This window comes from Duganella dendranthematis (assembly GCF_012849375.1).
In the GTDB taxonomy this organism is placed as follows: Bacteria; Pseudomonadota; Gammaproteobacteria; order Burkholderiales; family Burkholderiaceae_D; genus Rugamonas; species Rugamonas dendranthematis.
This window is the reverse complement of the sequence record NZ_CP051684.1, coordinates 5,122,452-5,137,938: the sequence shown is the minus strand read 5'-3', so window position 1 is coordinate 5,137,938 and position 15,487 is coordinate 5,122,452. Positions and strand designations below refer to the sequence as shown.

The window sequence follows — 15,487 nt, the reverse complement described above, 5'->3', positions numbered from 1 at the left end:
AGACAGTCATACGGCTATGTTATCACAAGCCGCAAGCACGGGTAATCAGGCCATCCGCACCAGCGGATTGGCGATGATGTTATCGATCTGGACCACCGCCTCGTCGCAGGCGGCAGCGATGGCGTCTTCCTTCATGTCGCGCACAAACTGCATGGTCGCGCCCTCGAATACCTGCTCGCCGTCGGCGTTCACACGCGCCAGATCGCAACTAGCGGTCCATTTCTGGTCGCTGGTCGGCAGCGCGGTCGGAATGATGTCCCATCCTTTGTAATGCAGCTTGTCCATGATGGCCTCCTTATTGAGTCAGAAGGCTATCACGGACTGCCTAAATCCGGCGCACGTCTTAATCCGTCTTGGCGACGCGGCCGATGTTCTCATCCATATTGGCGAGGAACCAGCTGAGCGAAGTCATGACCGCCACGTGACGCTTCAGTTCCAGCGGGCTGACCTTGTCCAGCGTATCGGCCGGCGTGTGGTGGTAGCTGAAGTAGAAGCTGGCGTCCACCAGCGGCTGGAACGACGGCACGCCGGCGCGCTCCAGCGGGCCGATATCGGCGCCGGCAGCCTGGTCATGGCGCTGGAACACGCCCGCGCCGATCGGATCGAGCGCGGTTTTCAACGGCGCGAAGTACTTCACCATCTGCGGCGTGACGCTGGCGATGAAGCCGAACGGACGGCCGCCGCCTTCATCGGATTCAATCGCGGCGAAGTGTTTATCCAGCTTGTCCTTGTTGGCTTCAAAGTAGGCCTTGCCGCCACGGGTGCCGTTTTCCTCGTTCATCCAGGCGATCACGCGGATGGTGCGGCGCGGATGCAGGTCGAGCTTTTTCAGCGTTTCGATCACGCCCATGGCGCCGGCCACGCCGGTGCCATCATCGTGCGCGCCGGTGGCCAGATCCCAGGAATCCAGGTGACCGGAGACGATCACCACTTCGTCCGCCTTGTCGGTGCCCGGCCAGTCGGCGATGACGTTGAAGCTGTCGGCGTCCGGCAGCGTTTGCGGGGTCAGCGTCAGATGGAGTTTCAACGGACCGCGCGCCGACAGACGGCTCATCAGCATCGCATCTTCCGCCGTGACGGCAGCGGCGGGAATGCGCGCGCCATCGACCAGGCCTGTGGCGCCGGTGTGGGCGATACGGTAGTTGGCGCCGCCGACCGAGCGCACCAGCGCTGCCGCCGCGCCCATTTCCGCCGCCAGGCGCGGGCCCTGGGTACGGATGCGCGAACCTGCGCCGTAGGCCGGACCGGCCTGGCCGCGATCAGCCATCTCCTGGTCGAAGGCGACGTCGAACAGCACGATACTGCCCTTGACCTGCGCGCCTTTGGCCTTCAATTCCTCAAAGCTGTGCACCACGATCACCGGCGCGGTCAGGCCGGCGGCCGGCGTGGCGCCCGAGCCACCCAGGGCGGTGAGCACCACTTTTTGCGTCACACCGTTGGGACGGCCGGCGTATTCCACTACTTCCGCCTTCTCCTCGCCACGCACCCAGTGCGGCACCTTGACAGGTTGCAGCGTGACTTTGGCGCCCAGCTTGCGCATCGCAGCAGACACCTGTTCCACCGCCGCCTGCGCGCCGACGGAGCCGGACAGGCGCGGACCTACCAAGTCGGTCAGGTCGGCAAGGCGCTCGTAGGCCCAGTCACTGTTCATGGCGCTGTCGCGGATCTGGCCCAGCGTGGCCGGATCGTTGGCAGGTGCGGCGCTGGCGCCAAGGCTTAACAGGCTGCTGGCCAGGACGGTCAGCGACAGGGATTTCTTGAAGACGGATTTCATGCGGTTCCTGTAGTGGTAAAGGTTGGGTAGCAAGATCGTCTTAAACAATACCCCATCATGACGCTCTTGTCATTCATATTGATTTGCTATCGCGCTTGCTCTACCATGTACGTTCAACTGCATGAAGAAAGCGTCTATGCTCAAGGGTTCACTTTGCACCGTACGCCATCTGCTCACCACAGACCTGAACACCTTCATCGCGCTGGTCAACGACCTGCCGTCACGCGGCGACTACTTTTCCACGCACTTCAAGTCGCCGGAAACCATGCGCAAGGAGTTCATGCAGAACGGCTTCGTCACCGAAGACAGTGAACTGTTTGTCATCGAAGACGCGCTGCACCACATCATCGGCGTCATCACCCACTTCAAGAGCCGCACGCCAACCACGCGCGAAATCGGCTATCGCCTGTTCGATACCAAGCTTTCCGGGCGCGGATATGTAACCGAGGCGTGCCAGTTGATGGTCGATTATCTGTTCAGCGTCTACCAGTACCAGCGGCTGGAGCTGCTGTCGGCGCCGGAGAACGTGGCATCGGTGCGGGTCGCGCAAAAATGCGGCTTTCAGCCGGAAGGCACGCTGCGCCACGCCTTCTTTATCAACGGCCGCTACCAGGACGTGGTGGTGTTTAGCCTGCTGCGTCCCGAATGGGAGGCGCGCCGTCTTTCCATATCTGTCTAAATGTTACAAGCCATTACCAGCGAGGTCCGTTTGTAAGCATCTGTATAAGACATGGAAATTACATTTAGGAGAGGTATAGTGGAATCACTGGCCAACGAATCATTCTGATCCGCGCCACAGCAAGGGGAATTACCATGTTGAGCAAAAAAATGATGGGTGTAGCGTTACTGGCCACTGCAGCAGTATCGTCGTCGGCCTTCGCAGGCGACCGTGATTTCAACACGGTGGCCGGCGCTGTGGTAGGCGCTGCAATCGGCAATAGCACCGGCGGCCGCGATGGCGCCATCGTCGGCGGCGTACTTGGCGCGGCGGTGGGTAACAGCATCCGCACCAACGATGACCGTTACTATCGCGGCGGTGGCCGTGGCTATGTCGAGACCCGCGTGTACTCGCAGCCAGCCCCGGGTTACTATGAGCGTCCAGCGCCGGTGTATTACGCGCCGCCTCCACGCTACTACCAGCCGCCACCACGCGTAGTGTACGTTGAACCAGCCCGCCCATACTATCGCGAATACCGCGAAGAGCGCTGGGAGCACCGTCACCGCGATCGCTGGGATCGTTGATTTTTAGTCTACCTTAGTCTGCGAAGCCCCGACGCGTCGGGGCTTTTTTCATTCCCTCCGCTAGTTTGCTGCGACGGGGGGAAACATGACAACAGCAGACGCAATCATCGCTTTGGAACTGGGCCACTACCGGCTGCGCGAGCAGATCGGTGGATCGGCCTACGGCATCATCTGGCGCGCCAGCGGGCCGCAGGCCACGCGCGACGTCGCCATCAAGCTAATCAACCAGGAGCAGATGACGCGCGCTCTGCCCGCCCAGCGCGCGCGCTGGACCACCAGCGCCAATAACGAAATCGCCTTCCTCCAGTCGCTGGAGCCGTGGGACGAACGGCATATCGTCAGACTGCTGGATAGCGGCTGGCACGACGGCCTGCCGGTACTGGCGCTGGAGCTGATGGGCTCAGACCTGGGCAAGCACATGGTCGCACTTAAAAGCCGTGCCGAAACCGTGCCGCTGGCGCAGGCGCTGGGCTGGATCGCGCAAATCAATCAGGCGCTGGCCAAGGTCCACCAATACGGCTGGCGATATCTGGATCTGAAGCCGGCCAATGTGCTGCTCGATCCGCATCTGCATACCGTCAAGCTGGCCGATTTCGGCACCAACCGCGAATTGGGCAGCCTGCAAGCGCACTCCTACGCCGGCACCGCCAACTGGCAGGCGCCGGAACAGTTCTTTCCGGCCGATGGCGGCGGTTACGCCACCGGTCCGCGCAGCGATTACTTCTCGCTGGGCGCGTTGCTGTACTTCCTAGTGACCAGCGGCACGCCGCTGCGTTTTTGCAGCGATTGCGGGCAAGCGTATCGCGAGCATCACGTGGCCGGCGCTAATCTGCTGCGCGGCATGCATGGCGGCGAGATTCCAGCCGCATTACACGCGAGCGAAGAGGATCGCTTTGCCGCTGCCATCCCCTCCGACAGGCGCGATGCGGCGCTGGAACTGCTGCGCACCTTGCTGCAAATCGATCCTGCCAAACGTCCGCGCCACGCACTCCAGATCAGCCGCATGCTGAATGCGATCCAGGGCGTCAAGCCAGCGCGTGGCGCATTCGATGCGGTTGATCCGGTGCTGGCCATGCGCCGGCCTTCCGCCATCAATGGCTGGCAAACCTTGCAGGTGGCATGATGGCCGCCTCTCACGCATCCGGAGGCACCGCCAGCCGCGCGACCACGCTAGCCGCAGGTCGCTCCGCACGCCGCCCGCTGCTGCGCCGCCTGATGCCCCGCCAGGCTGACGCTTTCGGCACCTTGGCCACCTTGGTCAGCGCGCTGTACGCCACAGCGCGCGTCGCCTCGCGTAACGTCGGCCTTGCGGTCACGCTGTCAATCCTGGCAGGCCTGTCCTGCCTGCAGGTGATGGCCTTGTTGCGCGCACCCGCTGCCTGGCTGCCCCACGCAATCACGGTCACCCTGCCGGCCGGCGACAGCATCATCCTCGGCCAACGCGAACTGGCCGCACCGCAAACCGACCGCAATCACCTCTCGCTGCGCCGCGATGCCAGCGGCAGCTGGCTGCTGCGCAATCTCAGCACCAGCAACCACGTCGTTCTGCTGCGCGACGGGGCCGAACAGCGCATGGGCAGCGTCGCCATGCAGAACCTGCAGCGCTTCCAGATCGACGGCGCCGTCTTCGACATCCGCGCCGCCAATGCAGACCAAGTCACCTTCACGCGCGACGGCCACGAATGGCGCTACGACGGCGCCACGCTGTACCGAGACGGGCGCCAACAAGCCAACTGCCCGGAATCGCCCCTGGCATCCAAAGCGCTGGCAGCATGGAACGGCATCATGCCGCTGACCATCGTCCGCCCGCTCACCTTTGGCGGCAATCTGTATTGCGACAATCGTCTCGGCCTGGCGCAAGTAACGCCGGGCGCCGCGCAGATTAGCCGTATCAACGGCCGCCTGCTGCTATCGGCCGGCAATCCAGATGGCGACCGCACGGCGGTGCTGGTCACCGGCGCCGGCAAGCAGACCGACTTGCGCAAGCAGGAAGCATCGCTGGAGGGCGTCAACGCCATCGTGGTCGGCCACACGCGCTTCCAGATCAGCGCCAGCGGCAACCAATTGACGCTGCAACCAAGCCGCCACGTCAAACTGTTCGCCGAGCCGGAACTGAAACAACCGGAGCAAGTGAACTGGCAATGGCAGCAGCGCGCGCTCTGGAGCAGCGGCCACGCCAACACGCTCTGGATCGGCATCGCCCTGTGCGTGGTCTGCAGCGGCGTCAGCGCCGTCGCACGCCAAGCCGCCGCAACCACCTCCTGGGCGGCAAAGGTGGCGGGCGGCAGCAACCTGCTAGCCACGGCGGGCATGCTGGCGCTCGGCCTGATCGCGCTAACCGCGCAACGCGCCGGCTACGCGCCTGCCGCCGCTTGCTCAATGCTGCTGGCCGCCAGCGCGCTGCTGTTGTGGATTTCCTTGCCCGGCCGCCTGACGCTGGCCACCGCCGCCGGCGCCGTGCTGCTGGCCACCGGCTTGCTGGCGCAACTGGAACTGGGCCTCGGCGCGCCGGAATCCTCCTGGCTGCGCTATTACCAGAAAAGCGCCGCCATGCTGGCCATCGGCGCCGGTCTTGGCGGCTTGCTGCGTCTGTGGGCACAACACCAGGCGGCGCGCGGCATCCACCTGCAACAACGCACCATCGAATGGATACTCGCACTGTTCGCCGCCGTGGCGCTGACCGCCTTGGCCGCCCAAGTGCTGTGGGGCGACGAAACCGGCGTCTTCGACCTGCAACCGGTGGAACTGGCCAAACTGGCGCTGACCGCCCTCACCGCCCATTGCCTGGCGTTGCGCTTCCACTGGCACAGCGGCCCGCAGCGGCTCGTCGACCATGGCGCGCGCTGGCTGCAACTGATCGGCCCTGCCTTGCTGTTCCTCGCATTGCTCGGCCTCGCGCTGGTGCAGGTGGACGACTTCTCGCCGTTGATCCTGCTGCTGGTCTGGAGCACCGGCATGGGACTGGCCTACGCCATCGCCGCCGGCAATCGTCTGCTGTCCGCGGTGCTGGTCGGCGGCGCCTTGCTGGCGGTGGGCGCTGTGGTCTACCTGCGCGTAGTCGGCACCGATGACCTGATCCGCTGGGGCTTCTACGCCGACCGCTTCCTGGTCTGGCTCAATCCTGCCGAGCATCCGCACACCGGTCAACAGCTGCTACTGGGCGCCCGCGCCATCGGTGACGGCGGCTGGCTGGGCGCCGATCACTGGTTCGGCCTGCGCGCGCTGGGCCAGACCGCCGGCAGCGTGGTGCAAATCCCCGCTGTGCAGGACGACTTCGCGGCGTCCTTCTTCGTCAACCGCCACGGCCTGCTGGGCGGGCTGCTGCTGTGGGCCGTGCAGGCGGCCTTCCTGACCGGGATAGTATTCGCCGCCATGCAGGCCTACCACGGCGGCGCCGCCGCGCGCCACTTCCGCCAAGCCTGGCTGGGACGCTTCCGCTATTTCGCCCTGTGCGGCGGCGGCGCCTTCGTGCTGGCGCATTTCCTGCTGTCGTGGGGGACCAACCTGGCGATCTTCCCGATCATGGGGCAGCCGATGAGTTTTCTGTCTGCCGGCGGCAGCCATCTGCTGTTTTTCCTCTGCCCCCTGCTTACCTTCGTTGCGATATCTACTGAAGGAGTTTGAATCATGCCGACCTATGTTCAACACGCCGTCCTGGGGCGCATTCCGGACGTATTCAACGCCGAGGCAATCTGGCAGACGCCGGGCCTGGCGCTGTTCTCGCGCCGCCCGCTGCTGCGCGATCTGCTGGAGCGCAGCCCGCGCGAACACAAGGGCCGCGCCGCCACCCGCTGCTTCTCGCACGTGACGCTGGTGCTGCCGCAGGAAGATGTGGACGATGACTACCACCTGACCCGTGGCGCACGCGCACGTGATCTTGCCGAGACGTTGGCTGCGCTGCATCAAAAGGATTTTGGCGATCTGCTGGGCAGTGACCAGGTGCGCTACGACGTGGTCGGCGCGACGTCGCTGGCGCCGGGCGAAATCGAAGTGAAGTTCGGGCATGCCGTGTATTTGCCGGCGCCGGATGAGAAGATTTTGTACAACGTCAGCGTGTCGCGGGACAGCGCGATCTGGCATCCGGTGTGCCCGCTGTACCCGAATCAGCGTTTGGCACTGATCGGTGGCGAAGGCGCGGAGGCCAGCGCCGTGGCGCAAGGCTGGCCGTTTGGGCCGGATGCGGCGCTGCTAATTCTTAACGATGGTCCGGATGCACCGCCGGTGGTGCAGATGCGTCCCAAAGAGGCGTTCGATTGCCGCTACGATCCGCGCAGTGGCTACTACACCGTCAAATCGCTGCGCGAGCCGCAGGGCGGCCGGCTGCTGGTGAAGATTGCCCGCACCTCGGCATTCCCACTGCGACCTCGCCACCAAAGCGATACAGGTAGCGCCACGCCGGCCGTCAGTCCGGCGGTCTGGCAAAGCCGCTCCGGTGCGGGCAGCAACGCGATGGCCGGCGGCGACATTTCGCCACCCGCCGCCGAAGTCAGCGCACCGGTCCTTACTGCGGGCGGTGTCGCCAGCATGGGCATCGGCGCGGCGGCTGGCATGCGCGCGGGCCTGGCGCCACGCCCATCCGCAGACGGCGGCGGTATCGGCCTCTCCGCACGCAGCGGCGCTGGCGCCATCGACCTGACCGCCGTGCCGGCCGCCAGTCATAAGCCGGCCAACCGTGCCGGCGAAAGTGACGCGACCTATGCACCGGTCTCGCAGCAACGCGTCAGCCTCGTGGCACTGGCCTTGCCACGTCTGAGCCGCTACCGCGACACTGGCGCGCAAGCGCTGGAGCTGCCGTTTAATCAGTCGCTGGCCCTGTCGGCGGACGCGCAACCGGCCATCAGCCTGATGGTCGACGCCGCAGACGATTTATACGCCTGCACACCAGAAGGCCGCCAACGCATCGAAGCCCCCGCCACCTTCGCCCCGGTCGATACGCGCGCACTGCGCCTGCTGGCCGTCGCACCAGAAATGGCGGACCGCTACCGCGCCGTGATCTGCCTTGCCCAGCCAGTCGGCGCCGGCGTGGCAAGCGGCGTGCGCTTCACCTTCGGCCGCAACTCGCCGATGCTGGCCTCTTTGCGCCTGCTCGACTCGCCGCGCTTCCTCAAGCGCGCAGACGGCGCGGGCAACGCCAGTGCGGACCGCATCGGCCTGTCGCGCAACGCTTTCACCTTCGAAGCCACGACCAAGGGCTATACCATCGCCCGCCAGAGCGCCACGCAATCGCTGTATCACCTGGACGACAAGCTGCAATTCGTCGCCAGTATCGGCGATGCGCCTTACCAACTGCCGCATGGCCATCACCTCGTGGCAGGCCACTACGTGCTGCGTTTTGACGCCTGAGTCATCATGGAAGCCGTCAAACTCTACGCCGTTGCCGCCTTCGCTGCGGGCCTGATCGTCACGCTGTTCCTGGCCGCGTACCTGACGCCGCGCACCTGGTGGCGCCGGCCCAACGCGCGCGCGCTGCTCATTATGGTGGTCGGCGCATGGGGCTTCGGCAGCCTGATTTTGTATGCAACGCACGGCGCAGCCAGCGCCCAAGCCAGTCCATTGATCGCCGCAACCACGCCCACCGCCTTCACCGACGACAGCGCGACGGAAAGCTGGCGCAGCGCCGCCGCAGGCCACCCATTCCTCGTCCACCGCGACCTGAACCTGCGCGCCGCGCCTGGCGTGCACGCCGCCCGCCTCGCCATCGTGCCAGCCGGCGCCGAAGCCACGCCAACCGGCATGCGCAACGGCGACTGGTGGCAAATCAAAACCAGCGTCAATGGCCACGAAAACACCGGCTGGGTGAGCAGCCTGTGGCTGCGCCGGAGCGGCGAATGACGCACACGCCACCCACCGCCGCCGCCACTTTTTCGGCTAAGCTGTGGCCTTTCGCATCCCGCGCTGCGGCGCCCGCACCGATGACACGCATCACCGACCAACTCAACTTCGGCCCCACCTTGGACATCGCCGCCCGCAGCAGCGCCAGCATCAGCAAGCTGCAAGTGCCGGAAAACCAGGACAACCTGCTGCTCATCGATGCCGACGGCCGCGCCGTGCTGCTGCGCGACCAGACCGCGCAGACCACCCAGCTGCCCGACTGGCCGCAAGGCCATGTGCGCCTCGCGGTCCTCGACGGCATGGGCGGCCACGGACACGGGCGCCAAGCCGCCGAAGCCGTCGCCACCGGCCTGCTGCGCATCCCTGCCTGCACCTCGCTGGAACAACTCGGCGCGCAGCTCGACCAACTGCATCGCAAGCTGCAAGCCCACTTCAGCCGCCCGGACGACCACGACACCTTCCGCCGCCCCGGCACCACGCTCACGCTGCTGGAAATCCCGCCCGGCCGCGAACCGATGCTGTATCACGCCGGCGACTCGCGCTTGTACGAAATCACGCCGCAAAGCGCCAACCCGCTGACGGTGGACCACGTCCCCGCCACCTCCTTCGCCATGCACGGTCTGCTGGACGAACAGGAATGGTGGCAGCAAGTGCACGGCGAACACCGCGCGCAGATCGCGCAAGCCTACATCCTCGGCAACGCCTTCACCAATCCGCAAGTGCTGGACGATGGCCTGCTGCCGCTGGACGCGTCCAACCTGCCGCCCTTCCTGCGCCACCTGGCCGACCGCCGCGCCGTGCAGGTGCGCGCCGACGCCACCTACCTGCTGGCCACCGACGGTTTCTGGTCCTGCGCCCATCCGCAGCCATGGATCGCCCGCTGGCCGGCGCTGATGACGCAGCCGGCCGCCGCGCAAGCTCTGGACGCGCTGTTCAACGACTACGCCGCCAACCCGCCGCCGCAACTCCACATCGACAACCTGAGCGCCATCGTGATTCGCTTCGTTCAACCAACTGCACGGCCCCAAATGGCCAGCAATGTTGACGAAACAGCACTGCCAGCGGCACCAATTCCGTCGCATTTTTGATACCCGCACAGCCAACCTGAAAAATCGGTTGCAAAGTTTGCCAAACAGAGCGAAAACCGCATAAACTTGCGGGTATCCCATCGGTCGGTTTGTCATGAAAAAATGCAGTAATGCCCAGCACCCGCATTGCACCTTCTGGGTCATGCCTGGAACGCAAACTTGTGAAGGCGGCCACGCCCAAACGGAAGCGTCCAGTTACGATCTGCTGACTGCCTTGCGCACCACCCGTCCCGCTTCGCCGGTCACGGTGCTGGATGTCGTCCCTGCATTGACCAACACCGCCGATATTCCAGCCGCCGAACCAAACTACGCCCGCCCGCATCAACGCGCGCAGGCGCTGCGTCCGCAACTGCACATCAGCGGTTTCGACCCGCGCGCCGCCGGCGGACGCCAGACCTTGAAAATGGAACTGCGCGGCATGCCGGACGCCTGCGCGCCGCAACTCACGCTGCAACTGCAATCGGACCTGATCCCCAACGGCGCCGCGCGCCAGCACTTTGTGCGCGCGGTCGGCGGCGAATGGCGACCGGTGTTCGTCGAGTTCTCGTCGCGCGGCAAGGAGCATGGCCAGTACCAGATCAGCATCGAGCTGCTTAGCCAGCATCCCGGCATGGCGGCGCGCAAATGGGTATGCACCTTCGTCATCCTGGTGCCGCGCCTGGACGCCACGCTGACCGAAATCCACCGCATCTTCCTCAGCACCCACAAGAACGTGCGCGTGATGGCGGACGACGCCTCCATCGCCCGCGTCAGCGCGCAAGGCGGCGACAGCCTGGATATCGACGTCACCGCCCGCAACGCCGGCATCGCCCATCTGGACCTGAACGCGCCGGCTGGCAAAGTGGACCTGGGCTTCTCCACCATCGCGTGGGACGAAGACCTGATCGAAATCGACATGCCGCAAGCGGCCGCCGTGCATCCACACACCACGCGCGCCGCCTCGCTGGTCAACGCCGCACCGGAAGCCGGCGCGCAACGCCAGATCCGTTTGTTCGCGATGGAAGAATGCGTGATCGGCCGCTTTGAGCTGGTCGATCCGGAAGCGGACGTGATGCTGACCCACTACACGGCGGACGGCCAGGACACCAACGGCCTCACGCGCCGCCTGTCTGGCCGCCATGCCATCATCCGCCGTTCCGGCCTGGGATTTGAAATTGAAGATGTGTCGCGCTACGGCATCCTGCTGGATGGCGTCTGGCCGGGCAAGAATAAGCCGACCGCGCTACGTCTCGGCATGCGGATTGAATTCAGCGCCAGCATCAAGGGCATTGTCACGCTGGCGGTATCGGCCATCATGCCGCATGGCGTGATCCTGCACCGGGTCGACCATGGCGCCAATGCCGAATGCTTCTACCTGCTGGCGCCTGACGCGCATCCCGGCTATCCGGTCAAATCGTATGCCGCCGCGCCGCATGCGGCCGCGCTGCCGCTGCTGCTGCACCGCGACGGCGGCTTCTGGCACCTGGACCAGTTGACCGGCCAGGAAACCGCGCTGGCGCCGACCGTCTCGCTGGATAAACTGAGCCGCGTGCCGCGCCATACCCGCTTCGCCAGCGATCCGTATCCGGAACACTGGATCATTCGCACCGGCGCCGATGACATGTACAGCACGGTGGCGGCGAACGCACTGTCCACCGCCTGACTGTTACAACCAGCGTTTACGCCGCCGGCTTCTTGGCCGGCAGTGGAATCCAGTCCGTCTCTCCCGGCACCGGCGCAAAGCGCTGCGCTTCCCAATCTTCCGCTGCCTGCGAAATACGCTCCTTGCGCGACGAAACAAAGTTCCAGTACATGAAGCGATGGCCGTCCAGCGGCTCGCCGCCAATCACCACCAGGCGAGCTTCCGACTTGGCTTTCACGCTTTGCGGACCTTCGGTGTTCAGCAGCGCCATGGTGTGCAGCTCCAGCGGCGCGCCGTCGACTTCCAGTTCACCGCTGATCGGATAGACCGCCGCTTCCGCCGGCAGGCTATCGAGCACCAGCTCATGGCCTGCTTGCAGCACCACGTCCAGATACAGCGTCTGGCTGAAAGTCTTGACCGGTGAGGTCCGGCCGAAGGCCGAACCAATCAGCACGCGCACCTTGGCGCCGGCGATGTCCAGTTCTGGAATCTCAGCGGCTGGCGTGTGGTGGAACGCCGCAGCTTCCTCTTCATGCGCCACCGGCAGCGCGGCCCACAGTTGCAGACCATGCGTACGGTGCGGCTTGCCGATCAAATCCTTCGGCGTGCGCTCGGAATGCACGATGCCGCTGCCGGCCGTCATCCAATTGATGGCGCCAGGCTCGATGCGCTGCACCGTGCCCAGGCTGTCGCGGTGATCCATCGCGCCTTCAAACAGATACGTCACGGTGGCCAGGCCGATATGCGGATGTGGACGCACGTCATGGTCGGCATCCAGCGGCACGTCGAGCGGACCGAAATGGTCGAAGAAAATGAACGGGCCCACCGCCTGCTTGACGGCGGATGGCAGGAAGCGGCGCACCAACAGGCCGCCGCCCAGGTCTTTCTCATGGCCCTTCAGCAGATTTGTTACGCTCATGATGTTATCCCAGTACGGTAGTGATTTCGGTGGTCACGGCAGTCATCAGCTTATGGATCGGGCATTTCTCGGCCACGGCCAGCAACTCCGCGCGCTGCGCGTCGGTCAGGTCGCCGGTCAGGTGCAGCGTGGCGGTCAGACGGTAGACGCCATGACGCTCTTCCTTGTCATCGCGTTCCATCGTGACTTCCACATTCTCCAGCGGGATGTTCTTGCGCTTGGCGTACCACACCACGGTCAGCCCCTTGCAGGCGCTCAGGGATGCGTCATACAAATCGTGCGGCGACGGGCCGGCGTCACTGCCGCCCTCTTCCACCGAAATGTCGCTGGAGATGATGTGATTGCGCACATGGACGATATGGCGCATCGGCAGGGATTGATCACGCAGGGCTTTGATCGTCATTCTATGTTCCTTGTAAGCGTTAAATCAGAACCGACAATGTACACCGAATGACGGAGTTATGCTTCTGCTAAAAGCACTCATGAGGATAGCAAAATATCCAGCATGCGCTGCGGGTTCGTGACGAAATCGTGCATGATCTGGAAATGCTCGGTGTCTTCGTAATGCACACGCTTGAGTCCCGCGTCCGAGCAGTGAAAAACGTCCGCGTCGGGGTAGGCCATTAAGATCGGCGAGTGCGTGGCGATGATGAACTGAGAATTCTCATTTGCCAGTTGATGAATGCGGCTGAGCAGCGCCAGCTGGCGTTGCGGCGACAGCGCCGCCTCAGGCTCGTCCAGTATGTAAAAGCCGTTGCCGCCGAAGCGGTGCATCACCAGCGACCAGAAAGACTCGCCATGCGATTGTTCGTGGAGGGATTTTCCACCGTAGGAGTTAATCACCGGCGGTCCGAGCGCGCCTTGATCCAGCCGCTCAATTTCAGTCGCCAGATTGAAGAAACTCTCGGCCCGCAGGAAGAAGCCATCTAGCGGCTGCTTGACGCCCTTCACCAGCCGCAGATACTGATGCAGCTCCGAATGCGAGGCACGCGTATTGAAGCCGAAATTTTTGGTGCCGCCCTCCGGATTGAAACCAAAGGCAACCGCGATCGCCTCCAGCAAAGTCGATTTACCCGAGCCGTTTTCGCCGACCAGAAAAGTCACCTTCGGATGCAGCGGCAGCGTGCTCAGATGGCGAACAGCGGGCAGGCAAAACGGATAGCGATCAAACCCCGCGATCTCCTCCACCTTCAAGCGCACCTGCGACACATACTGTCTAGAGATCATACCGATTCCAGTCATATAATTCGATCAAGGATAACATCAAGCGTGAGGATTCAATGAGCAACGTAGATCCGCAATTGCTGGCCAGCTGGCTGGCGGCCCGTTCGATCGCACGCGGGCTGCCGGCACCGGTGCCGGACCGCGGCGGCCTGCGCGTGGACACCGGGCAGCCGGACGAACTACGACGCTATGTGTTCGCCAGCGCCCACCCGGGCATCACCGAGCTGGCGCGAGAAATCCATCAGCCGGGCGTGTTGATCAAAATGTGCGGCCGGCCGTCGCTATTGCAGGCGCACGTGACGCCGCGCTGGGAGCTGCACCCGGACGCCTACCTGATGACCAAAGACGCCGGACGCAACCCGGTGCCGTCACTGCCGTCGGGATTCTGGATGCAGGTGTCCACCGAAGGCAGCATCACCACCGCACGCATCTTCGCCGAAGACGACACGCTGGCCGCCAGCGGCTACGCGGTGGAACATGAAGGCGTGTTCGCCTTCGACCGCATCGCCACCGAGGCCCAGCACCAGCGCCAGGGTCTGGGCGCCGCGCTGATGGCGGCGTTGGGCACGGCGCAGCAGTCACAAGCCGCCCAGCGCGTGCTGGTGGCGACAGAGCAAGGCCGCGCGCTGTACGCGACACTAGGCTGGCGCGTGCTGTCGCCATATTCCACGGTGTCGCTACCGGCGGCCTAGCGCCCGCTCTCGGCCAAAAGTCGCAGACGGCGATTCCAAATCCTCGCTATGGCAAGGCTGATCTTAATGCCAGTGGCCAGACGGTGCGGCGCATGATGTAATTGTTACATCAGCGACCAACCAAGAAAGCGCACCATGACCACTTCAACACTTCGTTCCGCACTGGCCACCGCAACCCTGGCGCTAGGAACGTTCAGCCTTACTGCCCACGCCGCCGCACCGCTGTCGAAGATCGCCACACCTGGCTTTGCCCGCATCATGGTGGGCGACGTTGAGATCACGCCGCTGAGCGACGGCACCGCCGACCTCCCGATGGTCGACCTGCTGAAGAACGACAAAGCCAAAACCCAGGCCGCGCTGGACAAGGCGCATCTGACCACGCCCACCACCACCTCGACCAACGCCTTCCTGGTCAACACGGGCAGCAAGCTGATACTGGTCGATACCGGCAGCGGCGCGCTGTTCGGGCCTACCCTCGGCAAACTGGCCGACAACCTGAAAGCGTCCGGCTACCAGCCGGAGCAGGTCGACGACATCCTGATCACGCACTTCCACCCGGACCACGTCGGCGGTCTGGTGGTCAACGGGAAGGTCGCCTTCCCCAACGCCACCATCCACGCCGACAAACGTGACGCCGATTATTGGCTCAGCCAGGAGAACATGGCGCATGCGCCCAAGGATTTCACCGGCTTTTTCCAGGGCGCGATGACATCGCTCACACCATACGTCAAGGCTGGCAAGTTCAAGCCCTTCGAGCATAACGGCGAAGTGGTGGCCGGCATCAGCTCCCTGTCCAGCTATGGCCACACGCCGGGCCACACCTCGTACATCATCGAAAGCAAGGGCAAGAAACTCGTGATCCTCGGCGACCTGATTCACGTAGCCGCAGTGCAGTTCGACGCGCCGTCGGTGACCATCGGTTTCGACAGCGACCCAAAGCAGGCCTACGCTGCGCGCACGGCGGCGTTTTCCATGATCGCCAAAGAGAATGACCTGGTGGCGGCGGCGCACCTGCAATTCCCAGGGTTGGGCTACATCCGCGCCAACGGCAAAAGCTGGACCTGGACGCCGGCCAACTACACCCTGCGTCCCTGA

15 protein-coding genes are annotated in these 15,487 nt (G+C 64.3%); 10 read left to right on the top strand and 5 right to left on the bottom strand.

Translation table 11 applies throughout. The features are described 5' to 3' along the window. Nucleotides 1-45: 45 nt before the first annotated feature. On the bottom strand, nucleotides 46-285 hold the full coding sequence (locus tag HH213_RS23650) for a hypothetical protein (RefSeq protein WP_169113859.1): 240 nt from the start codon (nucleotides 283-285) through the stop codon (nucleotides 46-48). 58 nt (nucleotides 286-343) lie between these two features. Continuing rightward, entirely contained in the window at nucleotides 344-1,774 is a 1,431-nt protein-coding gene (locus HH213_RS23645; RefSeq protein WP_169113858.1) for a M20/M25/M40 family metallo-hydrolase, read from the bottom strand. 121 nt (nucleotides 1,775-1,895) lie between these two features. Here HH213_RS23645 and HH213_RS23640 point away from each other — a divergent pair, with 121 nt between their 5' ends. The 8 genes from HH213_RS23640 (at nucleotide 1,896) to HH213_RS23605 (ending at nucleotide 11,578) form a co-directional block, all read left to right on the top strand. Beyond that, nucleotides 1,896-2,453, top strand: a complete 558-nt coding sequence (locus HH213_RS23640; protein ID WP_229263131.1) for a GNAT family N-acetyltransferase — start codon at nucleotides 1,896-1,898, stop codon at nucleotides 2,451-2,453. A gap of 134 nt (nucleotides 2,454-2,587) precedes the next feature. Continuing rightward, the gene (locus HH213_RS23635; RefSeq protein ID WP_169113857.1) at nucleotides 2,588-3,016 is read left to right on the top strand and encodes a glycine zipper domain-containing protein; all 429 of its coding nucleotides are present in this window, start codon (nucleotides 2,588-2,590) and stop codon (nucleotides 3,014-3,016) included. Nucleotides 3,017-3,101: 85 nt separating this feature from the next. Next, nucleotides 3,102-4,139 (top strand): serine/threonine-protein kinase, encoded by a 1,038-nt coding sequence (locus HH213_RS23630; RefSeq protein WP_169113856.1) that lies wholly within the window; start codon nucleotides 3,102-3,104, stop codon nucleotides 4,137-4,139. After that, complete coding sequence (locus tag HH213_RS23625) at nucleotides 4,136-6,640, top strand: FtsW/RodA/SpoVE family cell cycle protein (protein WP_229263130.1); 2,505 nt, start codon at nucleotides 4,136-4,138, stop codon at nucleotides 6,638-6,640. Before HH213_RS23630 ends, HH213_RS23625 begins: the two co-directional genes overlap by 4 nt. 3 nt (nucleotides 6,641-6,643) lie before the next feature. Beyond that, nucleotides 6,644-8,359: a hypothetical protein gene (locus HH213_RS23620; RefSeq protein ID WP_169113855.1), complete on the top strand. Its 1,716-nt coding sequence runs from the start codon at nucleotides 6,644-6,646 to the stop codon at nucleotides 8,357-8,359. A gap of 6 nt (nucleotides 8,360-8,365) precedes the next feature. Beyond that, nucleotides 8,366-8,848 carry an SH3 domain-containing protein gene (locus HH213_RS23615; RefSeq protein ID WP_169113854.1) on the top strand — a complete coding sequence of 161 codons (483 nt, stop codon included), beginning with the start codon at nucleotides 8,366-8,368 and terminating at the stop codon, nucleotides 8,846-8,848. Further along, the gene (locus HH213_RS23610; protein WP_229263129.1) at nucleotides 8,845-9,936 is read left to right on the top strand and encodes a PP2C family protein-serine/threonine phosphatase; all 1,092 of its coding nucleotides are present in this window, start codon (nucleotides 8,845-8,847) and stop codon (nucleotides 9,934-9,936) included. Before HH213_RS23615 ends, HH213_RS23610 begins: the two co-directional genes overlap by 4 nt. A gap of 142 nt (nucleotides 9,937-10,078) precedes the next feature. Continuing rightward, the gene (locus tag HH213_RS23605) at nucleotides 10,079-11,578 is read left to right on the top strand and encodes an FHA domain-containing protein (RefSeq protein WP_169113853.1); all 1,500 of its coding nucleotides are present in this window, start codon (nucleotides 10,079-10,081) and stop codon (nucleotides 11,576-11,578) included. Nucleotides 11,579-11,594: 16 nt separating this feature from the next. Here the strand turns inward: HH213_RS23605 and HH213_RS23600 are convergent, their stop codons facing one another. The 3 genes from HH213_RS23600 to HH213_RS23590 all read right to left on the bottom strand — a co-directional run bounded on the left by HH213_RS23600 (nucleotide 11,595) and on the right by HH213_RS23590 (nucleotide 13,703). Beyond that, complete coding sequence (locus HH213_RS23600; RefSeq protein ID WP_169113852.1) at nucleotides 11,595-12,476, bottom strand: pirin family protein; 882 nt, start codon at nucleotides 12,474-12,476, stop codon at nucleotides 11,595-11,597. 4 nt (nucleotides 12,477-12,480) lie between these two features. Next, entirely contained in the window at nucleotides 12,481-12,879 is a 399-nt protein-coding gene (locus HH213_RS23595; RefSeq protein WP_110848133.1) for an OsmC family protein, read from the bottom strand. 77 nt (nucleotides 12,880-12,956) lie between these two features. After that, nucleotides 12,957-13,703, bottom strand: coding sequence for an AAA family ATPase (locus HH213_RS23590; protein WP_169113851.1), 747 nt, complete (start codon nucleotides 13,701-13,703; stop codon nucleotides 12,957-12,959). A gap of 53 nt (nucleotides 13,704-13,756) precedes the next feature. Here HH213_RS23590 and HH213_RS23585 point away from each other — a divergent pair, with 53 nt between their 5' ends. Then, on the top strand, nucleotides 13,757-14,392 hold the full coding sequence (locus tag HH213_RS23585) for a GNAT family N-acetyltransferase (RefSeq protein WP_169113850.1): 636 nt from the start codon (nucleotides 13,757-13,759) through the stop codon (nucleotides 14,390-14,392). 135 nt (nucleotides 14,393-14,527) lie between these two features. Continuing rightward, a complete protein-coding gene (locus HH213_RS23580) occupies nucleotides 14,528-15,487 on the top strand; it encodes an MBL fold metallo-hydrolase (protein WP_169113849.1) in 960 nt (319 codons plus the stop codon).

What these genes read in the sequence shown, in the direction of transcription:
- HH213_RS23650 (WP_169113859.1), bottom strand. Translation starts at nt 285, where the DNA reads ATGGACAAGCTGCATTACAAAGGATGGGACATCATTCCGACCGCGCTG.
- HH213_RS23645 (WP_169113858.1), bottom strand. Translation starts at nt 1,774, where the DNA reads ATGAAATCCGTCTTCAAGAAATCCCTGTCGCTGACCGTCCTGGCCAGC.
- HH213_RS23640 (WP_229263131.1), top strand. Translation starts at nt 1,896, where the DNA reads ATGAAGAAAGCGTCTATGCTCAAGGGTTCACTTTGCACCGTACGCCAT.
- HH213_RS23635 (WP_169113857.1), top strand. Translation starts at nt 2,588, where the DNA reads ATGTTGAGCAAAAAAATGATGGGTGTAGCGTTACTGGCCACTGCAGCA.
- HH213_RS23630 (WP_169113856.1), top strand. Translation starts at nt 3,102, where the DNA reads ATGACAACAGCAGACGCAATCATCGCTTTGGAACTGGGCCACTACCGG.
- HH213_RS23625 (WP_229263130.1), top strand. Translation starts at nt 4,136, where the DNA reads ATGATGGCCGCCTCTCACGCATCCGGAGGCACCGCCAGCCGCGCGACC.
- HH213_RS23620 (WP_169113855.1), top strand. Translation starts at nt 6,644, where the DNA reads ATGCCGACCTATGTTCAACACGCCGTCCTGGGGCGCATTCCGGACGTA.
- HH213_RS23615 (WP_169113854.1), top strand. Translation starts at nt 8,366, where the DNA reads ATGGAAGCCGTCAAACTCTACGCCGTTGCCGCCTTCGCTGCGGGCCTG.
- HH213_RS23610 (WP_229263129.1), top strand. Translation starts at nt 8,845, where the DNA reads ATGACGCACACGCCACCCACCGCCGCCGCCACTTTTTCGGCTAAGCTG.
- HH213_RS23605 (WP_169113853.1), top strand. Translation starts at nt 10,079, where the DNA reads ATGCCTGGAACGCAAACTTGTGAAGGCGGCCACGCCCAAACGGAAGCG.
- HH213_RS23600 (WP_169113852.1), bottom strand. Translation starts at nt 12,476, where the DNA reads ATGAGCGTAACAAATCTGCTGAAGGGCCATGAGAAAGACCTGGGCGGC.
- HH213_RS23595 (WP_110848133.1), bottom strand. Translation starts at nt 12,879, where the DNA reads ATGACGATCAAAGCCCTGCGTGATCAATCCCTGCCGATGCGCCATATC.
- HH213_RS23590 (WP_169113851.1), bottom strand. Translation starts at nt 13,703, where the DNA reads ATGATCTCTAGACAGTATGTGTCGCAGGTGCGCTTGAAGGTGGAGGAG.
- HH213_RS23585 (WP_169113850.1), top strand. Translation starts at nt 13,757, where the DNA reads ATGAGCAACGTAGATCCGCAATTGCTGGCCAGCTGGCTGGCGGCCCGT.
- HH213_RS23580 (WP_169113849.1), top strand. Translation starts at nt 14,528, where the DNA reads ATGACCACTTCAACACTTCGTTCCGCACTGGCCACCGCAACCCTGGCG.